Below are 20308 nucleotides of genomic sequence, written 5' to 3'. Positions count from 1 at the left end.
GATCAATAGTCGCGGCTGACTTCCACCACCGCGCTTTCGCGACCGATGGTCGAGACGCTCCCCAGCAACGATAGCCAGCTGGTGATGCGGAACTCGATCTCGGTCGCGCTGTATCCGCGGCCATCGGTGATGATTTCCACGTAGAAGCGTCGGCCGAAGTTCTTGCCCAGGGCAACTCCGGTCCCGCGTTCGAGCGCCGGGTCGGCCGAGACGATGCGCAGCCGGTCGAGACCGATCGCGCTGCGCAGTTGGTTGATCGGATCCATCCCACCGCCGCCGCGAAGGCTCGCCAGTGCCGCGCCCAGCTGGAGCGCATCGGTCGCAGAAAGCGTGGTGATCGACCCGCCGAACAGCAGCCGCGCGAGGATTTCCTCCTCCGGCAGGGCAGGATCGGAACTGAAGGTCACCTCGGGCTGCTGCGCGCTGCCCGTCACGGTGACGATCACGTCGACCCCGTCACGCTCTGTCTCCGCACGAATATCGAGGCGCGGGTCGATCGGGACGCTTTCGTCGAAATCGATCTCGCCGCGGGTCAGTTCGAAGCGCGTGCCTGCAAAAGTGTAGTCGCCGCGGACGACTTCCGCGCTGCCGCCGATGCGCGGATCGTCGGTCGTCCCGCGCAGGATGATATCGGCGCCCCATTCGCTGTCGAGCCCCATGCCATCGACATCGATCCGGCTGCGGCCCTTGGCATCGATGAGGTAGCGCCACGGCCTGCTTGGAGCGACGCGTGCAGCGCGGTCTGCGGGCGCGTTGACCTCACGTGTCGGAATAACGGGCAGGCGCATGTCTTCCGCAGCAGAGCCCAGCGACCAGCTCGCGCGGTCGATCCTCACGCGGCCTGCAATCGTGCCGCCGAGCCCGTTGGAGACGATGCGCAATGGGCCGGTGATGGTAGCGCTAAGGCCGTTCGCTTCGAGGAGGCGCGCATTCTTCACGCTGGCCCTGAGGTCGAGCGTCGGGCCGCGGATTTCGACAAGCCTGCCCTGGACCCGCTCGCCAAGGCCTTCCAGGTCGACGATCCCGCTGCCGGTTACCGTGCCGCCATTCTCGGTCGTGCCGGCAAATCGTGTGAGCTGGAGCCGCGAACCTGTAAACTTGCCGCGTACACTGACGCCCTGGATGTCCGTGCCAGACAGCGAGCTGCGTACACGCAAATCGTCGCTTACGACGGTCCCGCGTACCTGAGGCGACGCAAGGGTGCCGCTGGCATTGGCGGCCACGGCGACCTGTCCGGTCAGATCGAAAGCCTCGACCGCCGCAAGTCGCCAAAGGCTCTCGGCGGCGCCCTGATAGCGTAGCTGCCCATCGAGGCGACCTGCTCGCAGCCGCTGCGTAAGGTCGCCCGAGGCAGGGAGACCGGTGATGACAGCCTGCACCCGCCCGCGCCTGATATCCTCATTCGCCAGTACCGCACGCGCTTCGAAGCTGGTTTCGGTCAGTTCGGCCAGCAGCGACAGGTCTACCGGCTTGGAAGAGAGAACCAGCCCCGAACGCGTGAGGTCCTCCACCTTCACACGCGCGGTGCCGGTCGGCAGTCCGCCACGCGGGCTACGAAAGGCAACCACGCCCGACATGGTGCCGCCAAGGCCGAGGTCTTCTACCGCCACGTCGACCAGCGAGAGCGGCATGCTTGCAAGCTTGAGCTCGAGCGCAGCCGCATCGGGCGCATACATGCCCGACGCGATCGCTGCGCCATCGCCATAGTTCAACTGCGTTGGAGCCAGCCTCCACCCGCCACCGTCGAGCGCGGTCAAGACGGCGCGCCGCGGCATGGATATCTGGCGACCGGAGAACTGGCCCTTTGCTGCCACGGCGATGCGCTCGGGCCGGAATTGCGCATTCAGGTCCAGCGCGAAGCGGTTGCCGCGCCGTCCGGCGATACTCGCATCGACACTGCCGACGCCGTTTTCGACTTCGCCCCTTGCCGCAAGTCGTCCGATGAACACCGTACCGTACTGTATGCCCTGCGCGCTGGCGGTGCCCGAGAAGCTCGTCGAACCATCGCCGATGAGCCCTTCTGCATCGATTTGCGCACGACCGATCGTCAGGGGCGTATCGCCGCCAAAGCTCGCGTTTCGCGCAGAAAGATCGAGACCGATACTCTGCCTGCCCTGCTTGGGTGCAAGAGCGATGGTGCCATTCAGACCACCGCCTGCAAGCGCGAGATCGCCGCGTGCACCACCGTCGACCAATGTCAGGTCGCCGGAGATATCGGTGTTGGAGACTGCGAGACGCTCGATATCGATGCGCGTGGGTCCGCCTTCGGGCGCGAACAGCGCGAGGACGCCGTCGAACGGGCCGAGAAGGGAATCGCCAGCGGTATCGATCGAGAAGCCTTCATCACTCGGCGCAATCGCGACACGAACGTCTTCAAGCCCGGTGAAGGGTTTCGCGAAGACCAGTTCCGCAGTCGGCGCGCCGTCCTCGATCTGCCCTTCGACCGTGAAGTCGCCGTATTCCGTGTGAGAGCCCCGGCCCGCAAGCGTCGTGGTGCTGTCGGCAATTGCCCCGTCCAGCGCCATGGTCAGCTTTTCCGAAGACACCCTCATCTCGTCGAAGTCGATCGCTGCACCGTTGCTGGTGGCAATCCCGCCGCGCACGCGGATTGCGGGACCGGCGAGATTGGCCAGCGTGTCGTTGCTGACGGGCGAGACGCGCGCATCGAGCTGCGCGCCAATTCGCCAGCCCGAGGGCAGGACGTCGAAGTCCACCAGCGCGGTGCCGCCCGCAACACCCACATTATCGAGGGCAATCCCGTTGGCGCGAACCGGTCCGCGCAGCTGGTAGCGCCCTGCATCGAGGTTGCCGCGCAAGGCAAGATTGGCAGCCAGACCTCGGAAGGAGAGGCGAATGTCATCGCCGGTCAGCTGGTTTCCGGAAAGCGACAGCCGTCCGCGGCCATCGCCGTTGACCAGGCGCGCGTCGACCAGCGCGTTGCCGGTCCGCACGCGTGATACCGAAAGCGCGAGCGGCAAACGCCAGGTCGAACCATCGTAAGAGAGCGTTCCGCGCTGGCGCAGGTCGTCCAGCACGGCGGTGCCGGCCTGGAGGCGTGCCACGCGCAGGTCGTGAATGATCGCGAGGTCGCTGAACGGACCATTGAGCGTTGCATCCAGACTCGCATTCTCGAGCCGCAAATCCTCGCCGAATATCGCCGGATCGGTCAGACGAGCGACGACTTCAAAGTCGTCGACCCGGTTCTCGGCAAGATCGACAAGCCCCTCGCCTTCAAGGCGGATACCGCTCCCGATCACGATCGTCCGACCGTCGAACGCCCGGTTGTCGATTTCGACGCGCGAGGAAATCGCAACGTCCTCGCCAACGGCATTGGCGACCACACCCTCGAGGAAATCGCTCGGATCGATCTTTCCGAGCGCTCCGAACCTGCCGCCCTGATTGGTTATGCGCAGCGCGGCGATCCGTTCGTCGCCTGCCCGGACGAGCAAGCCGCCGCGCCACTGCGACCACGTGCCCTCGCCGATCAGGTCCGCCCGGTAACCGCGCGGCAGCCCCAGCATTCCCACCAGCACCCCTTCGTCAGCGGCACGCACGCCCGCTGAAAGATCGAAGCGATCTCCATCCGGTTCTGCATCGAGAAAGATTGCGAGACTGTCTTCTGCGCCGAGGGTGGCGTTCCCGTCCACGAAGAGTCGCCGGTCCTCGACCTGCACTTCGGCGAGCAGATCGACCTGCTCGGCCTCACCGCCGGTAATGGCCGGAGCAAGCGTCAGCGCGTCGATCTCGAGCCGGTCGAGCGAAATGTCGAAGCCCGGGAGGATCGGTCCCTCTTCCTCGCTCGGCAGGAACTCCGGAATTCGCGCGAGGGTTGCACGGCGCGCTACGAAACTGTCGATATCGAGGCGATTGTAGAGCCATGCGCGCGGGTTCCAGTCCACCTCCGCGCGCGGGATCGTCAGGAAAACACCCTCCGGGTCCGAGAGGGCGACATCGTGAAGCACCGCCTCGCCATAGATATTGCCCTCGATCCGCCCGATGCGGATGTTGAGCCCGTTGGGAAAGGTTTCGCGGGCGATACGATCGGCAAGGAACCGCTCACCGATGGGCGTATTCAGCAGCGCGAGCGCACCGATGATCAGGAGCAGCAGCGCCCCCACAATGCCAAGCGCCCACTTCCCCACCCGGCGTTTGCGGAACCGGCGTGGCTGGACTGCGGTTTCGTCCGTCTCGGCCATCAGAATGCCTGGCCCAGCGAGACATAGACCGCCACCGGCGCATCGTCGGGGTCGGGATTGAGCGGCAGCCCCACATCGAGGCGCAGCGGGCCGAAGCCGGTGTCATAGCGCAGGCCCACGCCCGCGCCGTACTTCACGAAACGGAAATCGGGTGTTTCCTCGATCGACACCGCGCCGAGATCGAAGAACGGGACGACCGATACCGCGCCGTCGAAGAAACCGGTGTCGATGCGCGCTTCCACGGAAGCTTCCACGAGACTGCGTCCACCAGTGGCCTCGCCGAAATCGTTCTTGGGACCGATCGCCTGATAGCCGTAACCGCGGACCGAGCCGCCGCCGCCCGCATAGAGCCTGCGCGACGGCGGGATCGCAAAGATCGGCGCACCGACTATGCTGGAATAGCGGACGCGGCCTGCCGCCACGACGCTCGACCCGACCGACTGGTAATAAGAAGCATCGGCCTGGTTCGCGAAATAAAAGTACTGCTCGCCAGCGGTGCGCGAGGTTGTGGGAGAGACGAAGCCCGCCAGCCTGAACCCTTGCGTGGGATCGAGCAGCGAGTCGGTCGTATCGATCTGTGCGCGGCCCGAAAGCGCTGCAACGAGATAGGTCTGGCGAGGCCGCGGCACGCCTCCGATGACGCGATTGCGTTCATCCGAGGCGAGGATGGTCGCCCCCAGGGACCAGCTGAAGGGTTTCTGGAACAGCAGTGTCGAAAGCCGCTCGTAGGTCCCGGTCAGGGCGACGGTGTTCGCATCATATGCGACCGTGTCCTGCGCCGAGGCATAGGCATCGACCGTAAGAACCTTGTCGCGACCGCCGAAATTGTTCTTGCGGAACGTGACCCCGCCCAGCTGCTCCTGCGTACCGAGGATTGCGCGCAGCCTCAGCGAGCCTTCTGGCGGGAAAAGGTTGCGATGCTCCCAGCTTGCCTGGAGTCGGAAACCTTCTTCCGAACCGTAACCGATCGCACCAGCTATGGTGCGTAGCTTGGCCCGTTCCAGATCGACGTCCATCTCGACCACGCCGGGCTCATCGCCTTGCGGCGGTGTAACCTCGCGCGGGGTGATACTGACCGAGGAAACGAGGCCGGTGGCGGTCACGGCACGGCGCAGGTCCAGAGAGAGGCTGCGCTGGTAGACATCGCCTTCCTCGAACCGCGCGATGGAGCCCAGATGCCGTCCCGAGAGGAACTTGGGATCGCTGCTGACCACACCGCCGAACACGTATTTGCCGCCCGGTTCGACCTCGAGCGTGAGATCGCCTTCCTCGCGCTCGTGATCGATCAGGAGCTGGGGCTCGTCGATCTCGGCGAAGGCATAGCCGGTCTCGCCCAGCTTGCGGTCGAGCGAGAACTGCTCCTGCACGATCGTATCGCTCTGCAAATAGTCGCCCGAGGTGATGCCGAAGGAGGCACGCAATTCTTCGTAGTCGGGCGCAGCTTCGAGATTACCGAGGTCGATCGTTCCGAAGCGATAGCGATTGCCCGGTATGACGTCGAAGCGCACGGTCGGCGTCTCGGTGGCGACGTCCTCTCCCGGCTGGAGCGCGCCGATCGAGCGGATGATCTGCCCGTCGTAATAACCGTAGACCCTCAACAGATCGCCGAGGAGTTCCTCGTCTTCTCGCGCACGAGCAGCGAGCTGCGCGACGCTCGCGTCTTCGTTCTCCAGCTCCTCGATCGTCGAAAGCGCGGAGAACCGCTCGACGAAATCGCCGCGTTCGGAAAACGGCGGTTCGCTTTGCGGAAAGCCCAGTACGAGATTGTCGGCGAGCCGTTCTGTCTCGGCCTGCTCGATGTCCACCTGTGCACGGCCGAGATCGAGATCGACGAATTCGATTTCCTCTTCCGGTTCGAGCGGCTCGACCCCGTCGATCTCGATGTCCTCGGGCCATGGCAGGGTGAAACCCTGCGGACTCTCGATCGGCGTGTCGGGGGCGGGGACCGCGTCTTGGGCAGCATCGTCCTGCGCGTCGGTGCCCTGCGAGGCCCAGTCCTCGGCATTGTCGACTGCGCTATCGGGAATGAGGTCTTCGAGCGTTTCCGGCGCATCGCGATCCTGCGCGACAGCAGGCACCCCTGCCAGCGACAGCGCGGCGAGGATCGAAGTCAGCGAATATCTGAAGCGGTCAGTCGGCGAGTTTGTATTCCAGCTGGTTGCCGTCCTTTGCCGGCAGGGCAGCCCCTTCGGCATCGCGGCGTTTTCCGGTCGCGGCGCCGATAAGGCGTTTCTGCTCGTCTTCGGGCATACGCTCCCACCCGCCGCGGGTGAGCCGCTCGATCGGGCGATAGCGGACCTTGTACTGCATGCGGTCCGACCCTTCGACCCAATAGCCGAGGTAGACGTAAGGCAGCCCATTCTCCGCAGCACGGCGGATGTGGTCGAGGATAATGAAATTCCCAAGCCCGGCGCGATCCTCAATATCAGGGTCGAAGAAGCTGTAGATCATCGACAGCCCGTCACCCTGTACGTCCGTGAGGCATGCTCCGACCAGTCGACCCGGTTCGCAGCCTACTCCCGGCTCCCGATATTCAACGACATAGCTGGATACCGGAGTATGTTCCACCATATCCGCGAAATCGGATTCGTCCATCTCGGCCATGCCGCCACCGGGATGACGTGCCGCAAGGTAACGACGAAGCAGCTCGTACTGCTCCTCCGTCGCCCATGGGCGGCATTCGGACACGACGAGATCGCTGTTCGACTTCATCGTACGCTTCTGGCTGGATGAAGGCTTGAATTCGCCCGCCACTACGCGGACCGAAACGCATGCCTGGCAATCGAGGCAGGACGGGCGATAGGCGACGGTCTGGCTGCGGCGGAAACCGATCCGGCCGAGCGCCTCGTTAAGCTCGTCGGCACTCTCGCCGCGCAGCTCGGTAAAGACCTTCCGCTCGCTGCGGCCCGGCAGGTACGGACACGGCGCAGGGCTGGTCACGAAAAACCGGGGGAAGCGAATGGGTGCCGTCACGGCTGGCGGGTCCTCTCGTTGCTACGAAGTTCAATTCGTTAACAACTCCTTTATGCATGACCTGTGCCTGCGTTTAAAGACCATTAACCACGAAAAATGGGCGGCCCTGACGAGTCGCCCGTTTTGCAGGGGGTTAGCGGTTAAGATTCCTCAGGCGAGCTCGGCCAGCTCCACGCTGTAACCCTTGGCTTCCATCGCTTTCACGAGCCTGTCGATCTGCGCACCGTCGCGCGCCTCGCACTCGATTTCGGTGATCAGGCCCTTCGCCGGAAGCGTGGTGAAGATGCGCTGATGGTAGATTTCGATGATGTTGACATTGTGCTCGTTGAACTCGCGCATGACCTTGTAGAGCGCGCCTGGGCGGTCCTGCAGGGTGATGCGAAGGCGCGCGAGGCGGCCCGAACGGGCCAGGTCGCGCACGAGGACGTTCGCCAAGAGGCGCGTGTCGATATTGCCGCCGCACAGCACGAGGCCCACGGTCTTGCCCGCGAACTTCTCGGGATAGGAAAGCACCGCGGCGAGACCGGCAGCACCTGCCCCCTCGACCACGGTCTTCTCGATCTGCAGCAGCAGCGAAACCGCGCGTTCCAGCTTGGGTTCTTCGACCAGCAGGATTTCATCGACGAGCTCGCCGATGATCTGCCGTGTGAAAGCACCCGGTTCCTTCACCGCGATGCCTTCCGCCAGCGAATCACCGCCACAGGGCAGCTCTTCACCCGTGACGGCCGAATACATCGAGGGATAGAGAGCTGCCTGCACGCCGACCATCTCGATGTCGGGCTTGAGCGCCTTGGCGACGGTCGCCATGCCGCTCATCAACCCGCCGCCGCCGATCGGCACCACGAGGCAATCGAAATCGTCCTTCTGCTCGAGCATTTCGAGCGCAACCGTGCCCTGCCCCGCAGCGACCTGCGGATCGTCGAAGGGGTGGACGAAGGTAAGCCCGCGCTCTGCCTCGAGCTCGCGCGCATAGGCATAGGCTTCGTCGAAGGTCTCGCCGTGAAGCACGACATTACCACCCACGCTCTCGGTCTGCATGACCTTCACGCTCGGCGTGGTCGAGGGCATGACGATGGTGACCGGCACGCCAAGGCGGCGGCCATGATAGGACAGGCCCTGCGAATGGTTGCCGGCCGAGGCGGCGATAACGCCCTTGTTGCGCTGCTCCTCGGTCAGCTGGAGCAGTGCATTGAGCGCGCCGCGTTCCTTGTAGGCGGCAGTGAACTGCAGGTTCTCGAACTTGAGCCAGATATCGGCGCCGGTAATTTCCGAAAGCGTAATCGAGTGCATCATCGGCGTCTTGACCACCGCGCCTTCGATGCGCTGCGCTGCCGCGCGCACATCGTCGAGTGTCAAAAGGTCGGTCGCGCGTTCTTCGGCGCGAAGGGATGCTGCTTCGGTCATGTTCCCGGCCCTAGGCCGCACGCGGCTGCTTCGCAATCGCCGAAAGGGTTTGCTCAGCCCAAGCTATGCCTTATCGCTTGCGGCAACCGATTGTCAGGGGTCACCAGATGAAGCTCAAGATCGCCGCCGCACTTCTCGCAAGCGCCATTGCAATGCCTGCCCATGCCGATGTCCTCATCGACAACGTCACCGGCATCACCATCGATGCAGACGGCAAGGTCAAACGGTTCGAAGCGCTGGTGATCGATGACGATGGCAAGATCGCGCAGGTGATCGAGCGCGGTCAGGAACGGCCCCGTACCGATTACCGAGAGGACGGCGAAGGCCGCGTCATGATCCCCGGGATCATCGATGCCCATGCCCATGTAATGGGCGTCGGCTTCGGCGCGCTGACGCTCGATTTGTCGGACACCAATTCGCTCGAGGAAGCGCTCGAAAAGATCCGCACCTTCGCTGCCGAAAACGAGGCCCGCCCGTGGATCCTCGGTCGCGGCTGGAACCAAGAGAAATGGGGTCTCGGCCGTTTCCCGACGGCCGAAGAACTCGACAGCGCCGTATCCGACCGGCCGGTCTACCTCGCCCGCGTCGACGGGCATGCAGGCTGGGCCAACAGCCTCGCGATGCGCGCAGCGGGCATTACTGCCGATACGAAGTCGCCCAGCGGCGGGCGGATCGAGAAGCTGGCCGATGGCAAGACGCCCTCGGGCATTTTCGTCGACGCGGCCGAAGAGCTGATGAATGCCGCCGTCCCTGCCCCGCGCCCGATCGAACGCGACCTCGCCTTCATCGAAGCGCAGAAGGTCCTGCACAGCTTCGGCATCACCGCCGTCGCCGACATGGGCACGACCATCGAGGACTGGCAGGCCTTCCGCCGGGCAGGCGACAACGGCTCGCTGACATTGCGGATCATGTCCTATGCGGCCGGTCCCGACCAGATGACGCTGATCTCCGGAGCCCGCCCCTCGTTGTGGCTCTATGAGGACAAGCTGCGGATGAACGGGGTGAAGCTCTATCTCGACGGAGCTCTGGGCAGCCGCGGTGCATGGCTCAAGCAGCCCTATTCGGACGATCCGCACAATACGGGCCTGCCGCTCATGGCACCGGCGCAACTGCGCAACGTGCTGGTGCGCGCCGCACAGGGCGGCTTCCAGCCCGCTGTCCACGCGATCGGCACGGCGGCCAATGCCGAGGCCCTCGCCGCGATCGGCGAGATTGCCGAAAGCTTCGACGGTGACCGCCGCTGGCGTATCGAGCATGTCCAGATCGTCGACCCGGCAGACCTGCCGAAGCTGGCAGAGCACGGCATCATTTCCAGCATGCAGCCCGTCCACCAGACCAGCGACATGTTCATGGCCGAGGCACGGCTGGGCGAAGAGCGTCTGCAAGGGGCCTATGCGTGGAACACGATCCTTGAAATGGGCGGACGTCTCGCATTTGGCTCCGACACGCCGGTGGAATCGCCCGATCCTTTCGCCGGGTTCGCGGCAGCCATCACCCGCAGCAATGCGGAAGGCGAGCCCTTTGGCGGCTGGCGGGCAACCGAACGCGTCAATCGCGAACAGGCGCTTTCGGGATTCACCGCAGATGCAGCCTATGCAGGCTTCGCCGAGGGTCGTTTCGGCAGGCTGCTGCCCGGCGAGCGGGCCGACTTCGTCCTCGTCGATGTCGATCCGCTACTGGCAACGCCCGAGGAAATCCGCGGGACGAAGGTGCTGGAAACCTGGGTGGGTGGTCAGAAGGTCTACGACGCCGACTGATCGGCTTCGGGATCGTCCTTTCCTGCCGGCGCTTCCTTCGCGCTGCGCTTGTCGAAAATGCGCATCAGTACGAGCGAGCCTTCGAACAAGAGTAGCAGGGGCACGGCCAGAAGAAGCTGCGATCCGGGGTCGGGCGGTGTGATGATTGCCGCCAGCGCCACGACCAGCACGATCACATATCGGCGCGCGCCTACCAGCTGGTCGCGCGTCACGATCCCTGCACGATGCAGCAAAAGTAGCAGCACCGGCAGCAGGAAGCTCATCCCGAAGGCGAGGATGAACTGCATGACGAGGCCGAGATATTCGTTCGCTGTCGGCAGCGCCTGAATCTCCAGCCCGCCTGCCGAACCCTCGAAGCCGAGGAACCACTCGAATGCGGTCGGCATGACGATGTAATAGGCAAGGCTCGCACCGGCCAGAAACAGGAAGGGCGTTGCGAAAAGAAAGGGCAGGAACGCCTTCTTTTCCTTCGCATAAAGGCCCGGGGCGACGAAGGCCCAGAGCTGGTTCGCGATATAGGGAAACGAGATGCAGAAGCCGGCAAACAGCGCGACCTTGAGCTCGACGAAGAAGACCTCGTAGAGCTTGGTGAAGATCAGCTGGCCCTGCCCCTCGGGGAAGGCCTTCTTGAGCGGCTGGATGAGGAAGCCGAGGATCTGATCGGCAAAATAGAGGCAGACGCCGAACGCCAGCACAAGCGCGGCGACGCAGCGGACCAGCCGGGTGCGCAATTCGATCAGGTGATCGAGCAGCGGCGCCTGCGTCTCGTCTATGTCCTTGACCTCGAACGCCATGTCAGCCGTCCTTTTCCGGCTTGCCGAAGGGCAGGCCCGGTTCGTCTGCGGACCGCTCGCCGCCATGCTCGGGCGCCTTTTTCGGCGCCGCCCGCTTTATCGCGGCCTCGGCGGCGGCATCGGGATCGGCGGTTTCGCCGGCCGAGGCGAGCGGCTCCATCTCGGGCGGCAGGAGATTTTCCGGCGCGCCCCCGTCCGGTTCGTTGCCGGTCGGGTATTTCGCCATGATTTCCTTGTTCTTCTGCGCCCACTTCTCTTCCATGTCCTCGATTTCGGCCTGGCGGACCATTTCATCGAGGCCGGAACGAAAATGCGAGGACATCCGGCGCAGCTTGCCGATCCAGCGACCAGCGGTGCGCATGGCTTTCGGCATGTCCTTGGGGCCGATCACGAGGATCGCCACAACGACGATCACCAGCAATTCGGCCGCGCCGATGTCGAACATGGATCAGCGGCTCTCTGTCGGGCTTACTTCGGGTCGGACGTGGTCTTGACCTGATCTTCCGTCAGGCCTTCGCCCGCAGGCTTCGCATCGTGCGAGATCTGCTTCGCGGGTTCGGAGTCTTCCTCGTTCATGCCCTTCTTGAAGCTTTTGATTCCCTTACCGAAATCACCCATCATCTCGGAAATGCGACCACGCCCGAAGAGGACGAGGATCACGAGGGCGATAATGATGAGCTGCCAGGGGCCGAGCGACATTGTGAATACCTTCTAAGCGTGAGCTGTTGGATACAATATAGGGACGTGGCAGCGCGAAAGCCAGTCAGGCTGCATCGGAGGCTTCGTCGGCCTCTCGATCGTCCTGCGAGGTCTCTTCCGTATCGTCCGTGCCCATCAGGTCCTCGTACGCGTCCTCGACCGGATCGAGCAGGCCTGTGGCGCGCAATTCCGCGATTCCCGGCAGGTCGCGGCGGCTGGTAAGACCGAAGTGGTCGAGGAATTCCGGCGTGGTCGCATAAATGGTCGGCCGCCCCGGCACCTCGCGCCGCCCGGCGATCTTTACCCAACCCGCTTCCATGAGGACGTCGAGCGTACCGCCGCTGGTCTGCACGCCGCGGATCGATTCGATTTCCGCGCGGCTGACCGGTTCGTGATAGGCGATGATCGCAAGGACTTCGGTGGCCGCGCGGCTCAGGCGGCGGACCTGTTCGCGCTCCTTGCGCAGCAGGTGCGCCAGTTCGGGAGCAGTCTCGAAATGCCAGCGCTTGCCCCGTTCGACGAGATGCACACCGCGCTTCTCATAGGTTTCGGCAAGCGCCTTCAGCGCCTCGCGCACTTCCGTTTTCTCCGCGTCACCCAGGAACCCCGCCAGCGCATCCACGCTCATCGGCTCCTCCGACGCGAACAGCGCAGCTTCGACGGCGCGTTCCAGTTCGGTCACGCGACCCGCCTCAATCGCATCGGGCCGAAGACTTCTTCCTGCGCGATTTCGGCCTTGCCCATACGCGCCAGTTCGAGCGCGGCGACGAAACTGGAGGCGAGCGCCGACTTGCGCAGGCGCGGTTCGGCATGCGGCGGCAGGAATTCGCGCAATTCCATCCACTCCAGCGTCACACCGAGCATGTTCGACACGCGATCGAGCGCGGACTCGAGCGTCATCACCGGTCGTTCGCGAACCATGTGGACCGCCGGCGCGGTGCGCGCCTTCACGCGGCCATAGGCTTCGATCAGGGCATACTGGTCGCATTCCCATTGCGTCTTGCGGACAATGGCGAGCCCTTCGGGGGAGCCGCGCAGGAACACATCGCGCCCGATCCGGTCACCGCCCATCAGGCGGCCAGCGGCCTCACGCATCGCACCGAGGCGCTGGAGGCGCAGTTGCAGCTTGAGCGCGAGCTCTTCGGGGCTCGGGTCTTCCTGCTCTTCGCGGGGCAGAAGCATGGCCGACTTCAGATAGGCGAGCCACGCTGCCATCACGAGGTAATCGGCAGCCAGTTCGAGCTTCAGCGCTTCGGCCTGCTCGATATATTCGAGATACTGTTCGACAAGCGCGAGGATGGAGATTTCGCGCAGGTCGACCTTCTGGCGCCGCGCGAGGTCGAGCAGGAGGTCGAGCGGCCCTTCCCAGCCATCGAGCTCGAGATAGAGGGCATCCTTGTCCACCGTCGCTTCGGCAGCGATGCCGTCCCAGTCGTCGCCTTCCTGCTGGGGAGTATCGGCAAACAGCATTCCTTCGGTCATGCCGCCTCCTCCACAATCGCCAGCAACGCATCACGCTTGGCGAGAAGCCCTGCGACATCGCAATCCTGCGCCATGTCACCCATGGCCCCATGGACTCGTTCGAGCCGCGCGGCAGTCACCTCGGGCATCGTCGGGAAGCGGTTCGCGATTTCCTGCTGGTCGTCCATTTTCGCCCAGCAATTCAGGATGATGTCGCAGCCCGCCTCGAGCGCTTTCGCGGCGCGATCGGGGATCGTGCCGTCGAGCGCCTGCATGTCGATATCGTCGGTCAGCAGCAGGCCGTCGAAGCCGATTTTGCCGCGGATGACATCTTCGATGACCGTCTTGGAAAGCGTCGCCGGATTGTCTGCATCCCACGCATCGAAAACAAGGTGTGCGCTCATGCCGAGCGGATGCGAGGACAAGCTGCGGAAGGGTTCGATATCGACTTCCAGTTCCGCCTCGCTCGCGCTGACGCGCGGCAGTTCCTTGTGGCTGTCCACCGTGGCCCGCCCGTGGCCGGGCATGTGCTTGAGGCAGCCGACCACGCCACCGCGCGCCATACCGTCGAGCACCGCGCGCCCCAACGCTGCGACCTGCATCGGCTCGCTGCCGAGAGCGCGGTCACCGATAACGTCGTCGGTCTCCGGCCGCCTGACATCGAACGGCGCGTGGTAGTCGACGCTGACGCCGACGAGCGCCAGTTCATAAGCCATCGCCTCGGCATTGACCCGCGCCGCCTCGATCGCGGAGGCAGGAGCAATTTCGTAGAGTTTGGCAAAGGCCTCGCCAGCAGGATATTTCGGCCATTCGGGCGGCTTCATCCGCGACACGCGTCCGCCTTCCTGGTCGATCGAGACGATCAGGCGATCACGCCCGTGGATTGAGCGCAAGTCATCGGTCAGCGCGCGCATCTGGTCACGCGTTTCGCAGTTACGTCCGAACAGGATGTAGCCCGCAGGATCGGCCTCCTTGAAGAAGGCGCGTTCGTCGGCCGTGAGTGCAAGACCGGAAATGCCGAAAATGGCGGGCGTCATGGAAGGAAACTGCTGCTTTTCGCGCGCAATGCCAAGCTCGGCGGAGTCGGCAGGTGTGGAAATTAAGGCAGTCCGAGTCCGTCAGGGGCCCCTATTTGACGAAACAGGCCAATCCATCGCTCTTGAGCCGGTCGCACAGTGCATTTGCCGCCGTGCGATCACCCGGCATCGCCTGCAGGCGATAGACGGTGCCGATATCGACCTGAGCCTCGACCACACGGTGACGTACACCGTTTAACGCTTCGGTCTGGCGCATCAGCCGACCCCAGGCCTCGTTTGCCGCGGTCCGCGTGGGAAATGCGCCCACCTGCACGGCAACGCCGGTGGGCGCAGCGGGGCGCGGACCTTCGTTGAGCGTGCTGGCGAGCGACGGGCCTGCCACTTCGGCTTCGGACAGCGGTTCGGGTGCGGGGGGCGTGTCGGCCAGCTTGCCTTCGCGCGTCTGCCCCTCGCCAACGGCATAGCTGGTATCGCCCGTGCCTGGGAAAGTCTTGCCACCCGCATCTTCGGGCTTGGTCTTGTAGGGTTCGTCGGGCGCCTCGATCAGGCTACCGTCGGCAATCGGCTCATCACTATTCGATCCCAGCAGGAACCATGCGCCAGCGACCAGCGCGCCGACCAGCAGCAGCGACAGCGCGCCCAGCATGAGCAGCCGCGAGGTGGCGAAACCACCGGCCTCGTCTTCCTCTTCATCCGCCTCGAGCCAGGGCAGGCGATCTTCGGACTCGATCAGCTCGAGATCCTCGGCCTCGTCCCAAGTATCGCTCGTCTCGTAGGGCGAATGCGCCATGCCTTACATCTCCTCGACCGCCTCGACACCCAATATGCCGAGGCCGTTGCGGATCACCTGTCCGACCTGTGCCGCGACGAACAGCCTTGCGGCGGTAAGTTCGGCGTCGCCTTCCTGGATAATCCGCTTTGCCGGATCATCATTACCCGCATTCCAGAAGCTGTGGAAGGCGGCGGCGAGATCGCCGAGGAAAAAAGCAATACGGTGCGGTTCGCGAGCCTTTGCAGCGGCTTCGACCACACGCGGGAATTGCGCCGCTTCGCGTACGAGCGCCAGTTCGTCCGCACCGAGGCGATCGAGATTTGCATCGCTCGGTTCGACGCCTGCCTTTCGCAGCGTCGAGCGGATACGGGCATGGGCGTACTGGAGGTAGAAGACCGGGTTGTCCTTGCTGGCTTCCACCACCTTGGCGAAGTCGAATTCCATCTGCGCTTCGGGCTTGCGGGTCAGCATGGTGAAACGCACCACGTCCTTGCCCACTTCCTTCACCACGTCGGCGAGGGTGACGAAAGTACCTGCACGCTTCGACATCTTCACCGGTTCGCCGTCGCGCATCAGATTGACCATCTGCACCAGCTTGACGTCGAAAGGCACGTCGCGGCCAGCGCCCTTGGTGAGCGCGGCGACGGCTGCCTTGATCCGCTTGACCGTGCCCGCATGGTCCGCGCCCCAGATGTCGATCAGCGCATCGGCGCTTTCGGCCTTCTGGAAGTGATAAGCGAGGTCGGCGCCGAAATAGGTCCACGCGCCGTTGGATTTCTTGATCGGGCGATCCTGGTCGTCCCCGAATTCGGTCGAGCGGAACAGCGGCAGTTCGACCGGCTCCCAGTCTTCGGGCGGCGCCTTGCCCTTGGGCGCTTCGAGCACGCCGTCATAGACGAAACCATGTTCGCGCAGCCACGCCTCGGCCTCTTCGGGCTTCTTCGCTGCCTGCAGCTTGGCCTCGGAGGAAAACAGGTCGTGATGGATGCCGAGCAGCGACAGGTCTTCGCGGATCATGTCCATCATCGCGGCGACCGAGCGTTCGCGGAAGAGCTCGAGCCATTCGCTTTCGGGCGCGTCCTTGTAAGCCGGGCCGAATTCCTGAGCGAGGCGTTCGCCGACCGGCTTCAGGTAGTCGCCGGGGTAAAGCCCCTCGGGGATTTCGATCTCTTCGCCGAGCGCTTCGCGGTAGCGCAGGTGTGCTGAGCGGGCGAGCACGTCCACCTGCCCACCGGCATCATTGACGTAATATTCGCGGATGACCTTGTGGCCGGAAAACTCGAGCAGTCCGGCCAGAGCATCGCCCACCACCGCGCCGCGGCAGTGGCCCATGTGCATCGGGCCGGTCGGATTGGCCGAGACATATTCGACATTGACCGTCTGTCCGCCACCCAGCTCGGAACGACCGTAATCGTCGCCAAGCGCGGCGATCGCTTCGAGTTCGCGCACCCACGCCATGTCCGACAGGCGCAGGTTGATAAAGCCGGGGCCTGCAATGCTTGCCTCGGTGATATCGGGCTCGCGCTTCAGGTGCTCGACGATCAGTTCGGCCAGCGCGCGCGGATTGGTCTTCGCCTGCTTGGCGAGAACCATCGCGGCATTCGTCGCAAGATCGCCGTGCGAGGGATCGCGCGGCGGCTCTACGGTAACGCCAGAACGGTTGGTCTCGGGCGGAAGGTGGCCTTCCATCTCGAGGGCATTGAGAACGGCGTCGATTTTCGCCGCGAAACCGGCGTGGAGAGTCTGGATGTCGGACATGCCCGCGCGCCTAGACGATTGGCGCAAAATCGCAAGATGTCAGAGCATCCCCCTGCGCGATTAGCGCGTGGCGTTATACCGCAGCTGGTCCTCGGTCAGCTGGAAGCCGACGAGCAGTTCGAAGGTCGCACGCTGCACGGCGGCGCGGACTTCGGGATCGGCCAGCGGATCAAGCGCCGCGTCGGGATCCCCGGGCTTGCGCTTGCGAGTGATGCGTTCGACCACATCGGCGGGAAGCGTCGCTTCTGCGCGGTTGACGAAGGCTCCGGCCTTGCCGCTGGCCTGCGCGCGCTCCTGACCGTCGGCGAAAGTCAGAGTGACGGTGCCGACGCGCTTGGTAACGACTGCGCTACCACCGCGAAGAACTGTAGTGAAATAGGGGAGCTGAACCGTGCGCGAGCCGCGAACATCGGTACGGCGCGCCACCACATCGAAGCTGGCTTCCGAATAGACGCGTTCGCCTTCCTCGTTGCAGGTCGAGGTGAGGTTGGTCATCGCCGCGGTCACATCGAGGTCTGCGAGCGTCTCCGTCGCGCCGCGGAACAGCGTAACATCGCCGGTGTAGTCGGGAATGCCGACTGCCGGACAGGCAGTACGCACCGCCGTGATACCAACCGCATTGCCCTGAACAACGAGCTCGCCATCGGTCTTGCAACCGGCCAGTGCGAGACCCATTCCAAGGGCAGTAAGGAGGCGAAAGCGATTGGTCATGTCGGCGACATTCCTCATGTGTTCGTATTCAACTGCCCTTCGGGGCGACGCGTGCCCTAGCTTGGCGCGATGCAAAGCGCTAGAGGGGCGAGCATGAACGCCCCCTTTCCGTCCACGACACAGAATCCCTCCAGTTCCGATCCGCGCCTGCCGTTGCAGCTGCTGATCGCAGCTCCGCGGGGCTTCTGCGCCGGCGTCGACCGCGCCATCGAAATCGTCGAACGCGCGCTCGAGAAGTATGGCGCGCCCGTCTACGTGCGCCATGAAATCGTCCACAACCGCTACGTGGTGGACAGCCTGAAGGCCAAGGGCGCCATCTTCGTAGAAGAACTGGACGAAGTGCCCGACGACGTACCGGTCGTCTTTTCCGCGCACGGCGTTCCCAAATCGGTCCCGGCAGAGGCCGACCGCCGCAAGCTACTTTATGTCGACGCCACCTGCCCGCTGGTCAGCAAGGTCCACCGCCAGGCCGAACGGCAGATCGAAAAAGGCCAGCACATCCTCTTCATCGGGCACGAGGGCCATCCGGAAGTGATTGGCACCATGGGCCAGGTCCCCGAAGGCCGGATTACCCTGGTGGAAACGGTAGAAGATGTCGCGACCCTGCCGTTCTCGCAGGAAGACGACCTTTCCTATCTCACCCAGACGACGCTGTCGGTCGACGACACGGCCGACATCATCGAAGCGCTCGAAGCACGCTATCCGCAGATCGTTGCGCCCAAAGCGGAAGACATCTGCTATGCCACCAGCAACCGGCAGGCTGCGGTCAAGATCATCGCGCCCAAGTGCGATCTCGTCCTCGTCATCGGCGCACCGAACTCTTCCAACTCGCTTCGCCTCGTCGAGGTCGCGGAACGGCTGGGTACCGATGCGCGGCTGATCCAGCGTGCCGACGAGATCGAACCCGAATGGCTCGAGGGCGTCGGGACCATGGGCCTCACTGCTGGCGCTTCCGCCCCGGAAAAGCTCGTCCGCGAGGTTGTCGACCGCTTGTCGGACTGGCGCTTGGTCCAGGAAGAACCGATTGCTGCGGCCGAAGAGAACATGGTCTTCAAATTGCCACGCCAGCTCACCGAATAGGTGGCGGTCTACACCCATCTCGGCGCCGAGGAGCTTGCGCGCCTGATCGGCGAATGCGACGTCGGCGATCTCATATCTGCCAAGGGGATTGCCGAGGGCGTTTCCAACTCCAACTGGCTGGTCGAGACCACTGAGGGCAGGTTCATCCTGACCATGTACGAGCGCCGGATCGATACCGCGCAGCTCCCGTTTTTCCTCGGCCTGCTCGACCACCTCGCAGCGAAGGGATGCGCGGTTCCCGCTACGATCCATGACCGCTCCGGCGCGGCATTCCGGCATGTCGACGGCAAGGCGGTCGCGCTGATCGAGTTCCTGCCCGGCGTCTCACCCAGCATTCCGACTGCCGAACAGGCCCGATCCGCCGGAGCAGCGCTGGCACGGGTCCATCTCGCAGCGCAAGACTTCGACGGGAGACGGGCAAACGATCTCGCGCCCGCGGACACGCTCGCTATCCTGCAGAAATGCGGCGCGGAAAATCTGGCGGGGATCGATCCGGAACTGCCTGCTATTTTGCCATTGGCGAACGACCTCGTGGCACAATGGCCGCAGGACCTGCCCTGTTCGATCATCCACTCCGACCTGTTTCCCGACAATGTCCTGATGCTCGGCAACGAGGTCTCGGGGATGATCGACTTCTATTTCGCCTGCAACGACGCGATGGCCTACGATCTTGCAGTGACCCATGCTGCGTGGTGCTTCCCCCAAGGCAGCTATGACGCCGTGCTCGGGCATGCGCTGGTCGCCGGATACGAATCGATACGCAGCCTCGAGGAGGCAGAACGCGATGCCCTCCCGCTGCTGGCCAAGGGTGCCTGCCTGCGGTTCATCGCCAGCCGCGCGGAAGACTGGCTCGACACGCCGCCCGACGCGCAGGTCTTGCGCAAGGACCCCATGGAGTTCGTCCGGCGCTGGCAATTTTACGACAATGCGGGCCGTGAAGCGTTTGAATAAGGCGGCGCAGGCGCTAGGGCGACTGGCATGAAGCGGGTCGAACTGTTCACCGACGGAGCATGCAAGGGCAATCCCGGGCCGGGCGGCTGGGGCGCATTGCTGCGCATGGGGCGCCACGAAAAGGAAATGTCCGGCGCCGAAGCCCAGACGACCAACAACCGCATGGAGATGACGGCTGCGATCCGCGGGCTGTCAGCCCTGATCGAGCCGTGCGAGGTCGCGATCTATACCGACAGCAAGTACCTGATCGACGGTATCACAAAGTGGGTGCACGGCTGGAAGAAGCGTGGCTGGATCAATGCGAGCAAGAAGCCGGTGATGAATGCCGACCTGTGGCATGACCTGATCGAGGTGACGGCTCGTCACAAGGTGGAATGGCACTGGGTGAGAGGCCATTCGGGCCACCCGGAAAACGAGCGGGTGGACAGCCTCGCCAGCAACGCCGCCGAAGCGATCGCCGCTGGCGGGACATAGAATTACGAATTGTCGACGGTTTCTGCGCCGGGTCCGTTCTTCTGGATCGAGGCGATCGCGTTCTTCGCGCTATCCTTCGAGCTGTAGCCTTCGGTCGAAAACATCACTTCCGAATTGTACTTGAAGCGCACGCGGAACTCGCCTGCCTTGTCTTTGTAGATTTCGAAATGGTGACCCATCGTTATTCCTCTCGTCTGCGGTTGGGTTGGTGGATTCGGGGATCACATTAACAATTGATACG

General features: G+C 63.9%; 18 protein-coding genes. 4 read left to right on the top strand and 14 right to left on the bottom strand.

Features of this window, described 5'->3' with window-relative positions; all coding sequences use genetic code 11:
- Positions 1 to 2 precede the first annotated feature (2 nt).
- From K3165_RS09690 to K3165_RS09675, 4 genes are all read right to left on the bottom strand, one after another.
- Positions 3 to 4196 (bottom strand): translocation/assembly module TamB domain-containing protein, encoded by a 4194-nt coding sequence (locus K3165_RS09690; RefSeq protein ID WP_221548681.1) that lies wholly within the window; start codon positions 4194 to 4196, stop codon positions 3 to 5.
- Positions 4196 to 6391 carry an autotransporter assembly complex protein TamA gene (locus K3165_RS09685; protein ID WP_221548680.1) on the bottom strand — a complete coding sequence of 732 codons (2196 nt, stop codon included), beginning with the start codon at positions 6389 to 6391 and terminating at the stop codon, positions 4196 to 4198. Before K3165_RS09685 ends, K3165_RS09690 begins: the two co-directional genes overlap by 1 nt.
- Entirely contained in the window at positions 6327 to 7169 is an 843-nt protein-coding gene (locus K3165_RS09680) for an arginyltransferase (protein WP_221548679.1), read from the bottom strand. Before K3165_RS09680 ends, K3165_RS09685 begins: the two co-directional genes overlap by 65 nt.
- Positions 7170 to 7319: 150 nt before the next feature.
- Positions 7320 to 8573 (bottom strand): threonine ammonia-lyase, encoded by a 1254-nt coding sequence (locus tag K3165_RS09675; RefSeq protein ID WP_221548678.1) that lies wholly within the window; start codon positions 8571 to 8573, stop codon positions 7320 to 7322.
- A 107-nt stretch (positions 8574 to 8680) separates the two neighbouring features.
- Here K3165_RS09675 and K3165_RS09670 point away from each other — a divergent pair, with 107 nt between their 5' ends.
- Positions 8681 to 10330, top strand: a complete 1650-nt coding sequence (locus K3165_RS09670; RefSeq protein ID WP_221548677.1) for an amidohydrolase — start codon at positions 8681 to 8683, stop codon at positions 10328 to 10330.
- On the opposite strand, the gene tatC is transcribed toward K3165_RS09670, so the two are convergent.
- The 9 genes from tatC to K3165_RS09625 all read right to left on the bottom strand — a co-directional run bounded on the left by tatC (position 10315) and on the right by K3165_RS09625 (position 17562).
- Entirely contained in the window at positions 10315 to 11124 is an 810-nt protein-coding gene (gene tatC, locus K3165_RS09665; protein WP_221548676.1) for a twin-arginine translocase subunit TatC, read from the bottom strand. The genes K3165_RS09670 and tatC overlap by 16 nt on opposite strands.
- Position 11125: 1 nt before the next feature.
- Positions 11126 to 11569 carry a Sec-independent protein translocase protein TatB gene (gene tatB, locus K3165_RS09660; protein ID WP_221548675.1) on the bottom strand — a complete coding sequence of 148 codons (444 nt, stop codon included), beginning with the start codon at positions 11567 to 11569 and terminating at the stop codon, positions 11126 to 11128.
- Between the two features lie 23 nt (positions 11570 to 11592).
- Positions 11593 to 11823, bottom strand: coding sequence for a twin-arginine translocase TatA/TatE family subunit (tatA, locus tag K3165_RS09655; RefSeq protein WP_221430548.1), 231 nt, complete (start codon positions 11821 to 11823; stop codon positions 11593 to 11595).
- 64 nt (positions 11824 to 11887) lie between these two features.
- Positions 11888 to 12451: an SMC-Scp complex subunit ScpB gene (gene scpB / locus K3165_RS09650; RefSeq protein WP_247714089.1), complete on the bottom strand. Its 564-nt coding sequence runs from the start codon at positions 12449 to 12451 to the stop codon at positions 11888 to 11890.
- A gap of 50 nt (positions 12452 to 12501) precedes the next feature.
- Positions 12502 to 13305, bottom strand: coding sequence for a segregation and condensation protein A (locus K3165_RS09645; protein WP_221548673.1), 804 nt, complete (start codon positions 13303 to 13305; stop codon positions 12502 to 12504).
- Positions 13302 to 14321, bottom strand: coding sequence for a beta-N-acetylhexosaminidase (nagZ, locus tag K3165_RS09640; RefSeq protein WP_221548672.1), 1020 nt, complete (start codon positions 14319 to 14321; stop codon positions 13302 to 13304). The genes K3165_RS09645 and nagZ overlap by 4 nt, the downstream gene beginning before the upstream one ends.
- A gap of 91 nt (positions 14322 to 14412) precedes the next feature.
- Positions 14413 to 15111 carry an SPOR domain-containing protein gene (locus tag K3165_RS09635; protein ID WP_221548671.1) on the bottom strand — a complete coding sequence of 233 codons (699 nt, stop codon included), beginning with the start codon at positions 15109 to 15111 and terminating at the stop codon, positions 14413 to 14415.
- 3 nt (positions 15112 to 15114) lie between these two features.
- On the bottom strand, positions 15115 to 16851 hold the full coding sequence (gene argS, locus K3165_RS09630) for an arginine--tRNA ligase (protein WP_221548670.1): 1737 nt from the start codon (positions 16849 to 16851) through the stop codon (positions 15115 to 15117).
- Positions 16852 to 16911: 60 nt separating this feature from the next.
- Positions 16912 to 17562 carry a hypothetical protein gene (locus K3165_RS09625; protein WP_221548669.1) on the bottom strand — a complete coding sequence of 217 codons (651 nt, stop codon included), beginning with the start codon at positions 17560 to 17562 and terminating at the stop codon, positions 16912 to 16914.
- Between the two features lie 93 nt (positions 17563 to 17655).
- On the opposite strand from K3165_RS09625, the gene ispH reads away from it, so the two are divergent.
- The 3 genes from ispH to rnhA are packed head-to-tail and all read left to right on the top strand — an operon-like array spanning position 17656 to position 20067.
- Positions 17656 to 18642 carry a 4-hydroxy-3-methylbut-2-enyl diphosphate reductase gene (gene ispH, locus K3165_RS09620; protein ID WP_221548668.1) on the top strand — a complete coding sequence of 329 codons (987 nt, stop codon included), beginning with the start codon at positions 17656 to 17658 and terminating at the stop codon, positions 18640 to 18642.
- Positions 18643 to 19593 (top strand): homoserine kinase, encoded by a 951-nt coding sequence (gene thrB, locus K3165_RS09615; RefSeq protein ID WP_221548667.1) that lies wholly within the window; start codon positions 18643 to 18645, stop codon positions 19591 to 19593.
- 27 nt (positions 19594 to 19620) lie between these two features.
- Positions 19621 to 20067: a ribonuclease HI gene (rnhA, locus tag K3165_RS09610; RefSeq protein WP_221548666.1), complete on the top strand. Its 447-nt coding sequence runs from the start codon at positions 19621 to 19623 to the stop codon at positions 20065 to 20067.
- Positions 20068 to 20069: 2 nt separating this feature from the next.
- Here rnhA and K3165_RS09605 read toward each other — a convergent pair whose 3' ends face one another.
- Complete coding sequence (locus tag K3165_RS09605) at positions 20070 to 20246, bottom strand: YegP family protein (protein WP_221548665.1); 177 nt, start codon at positions 20244 to 20246, stop codon at positions 20070 to 20072.
- Positions 20247 to 20308: the final 62 nt, after the last annotated feature.

The organism is Qipengyuania xiamenensis (assembly GCF_019711495.1).
In the GTDB taxonomy this organism is placed as follows: Bacteria; Pseudomonadota; Alphaproteobacteria; order Sphingomonadales; family Sphingomonadaceae; genus Qipengyuania; species Qipengyuania xiamenensis.
The sequence above is the reverse complement of the archived record's forward strand: the minus strand, read 5'-3'. Positions and strand labels throughout refer to the sequence as shown.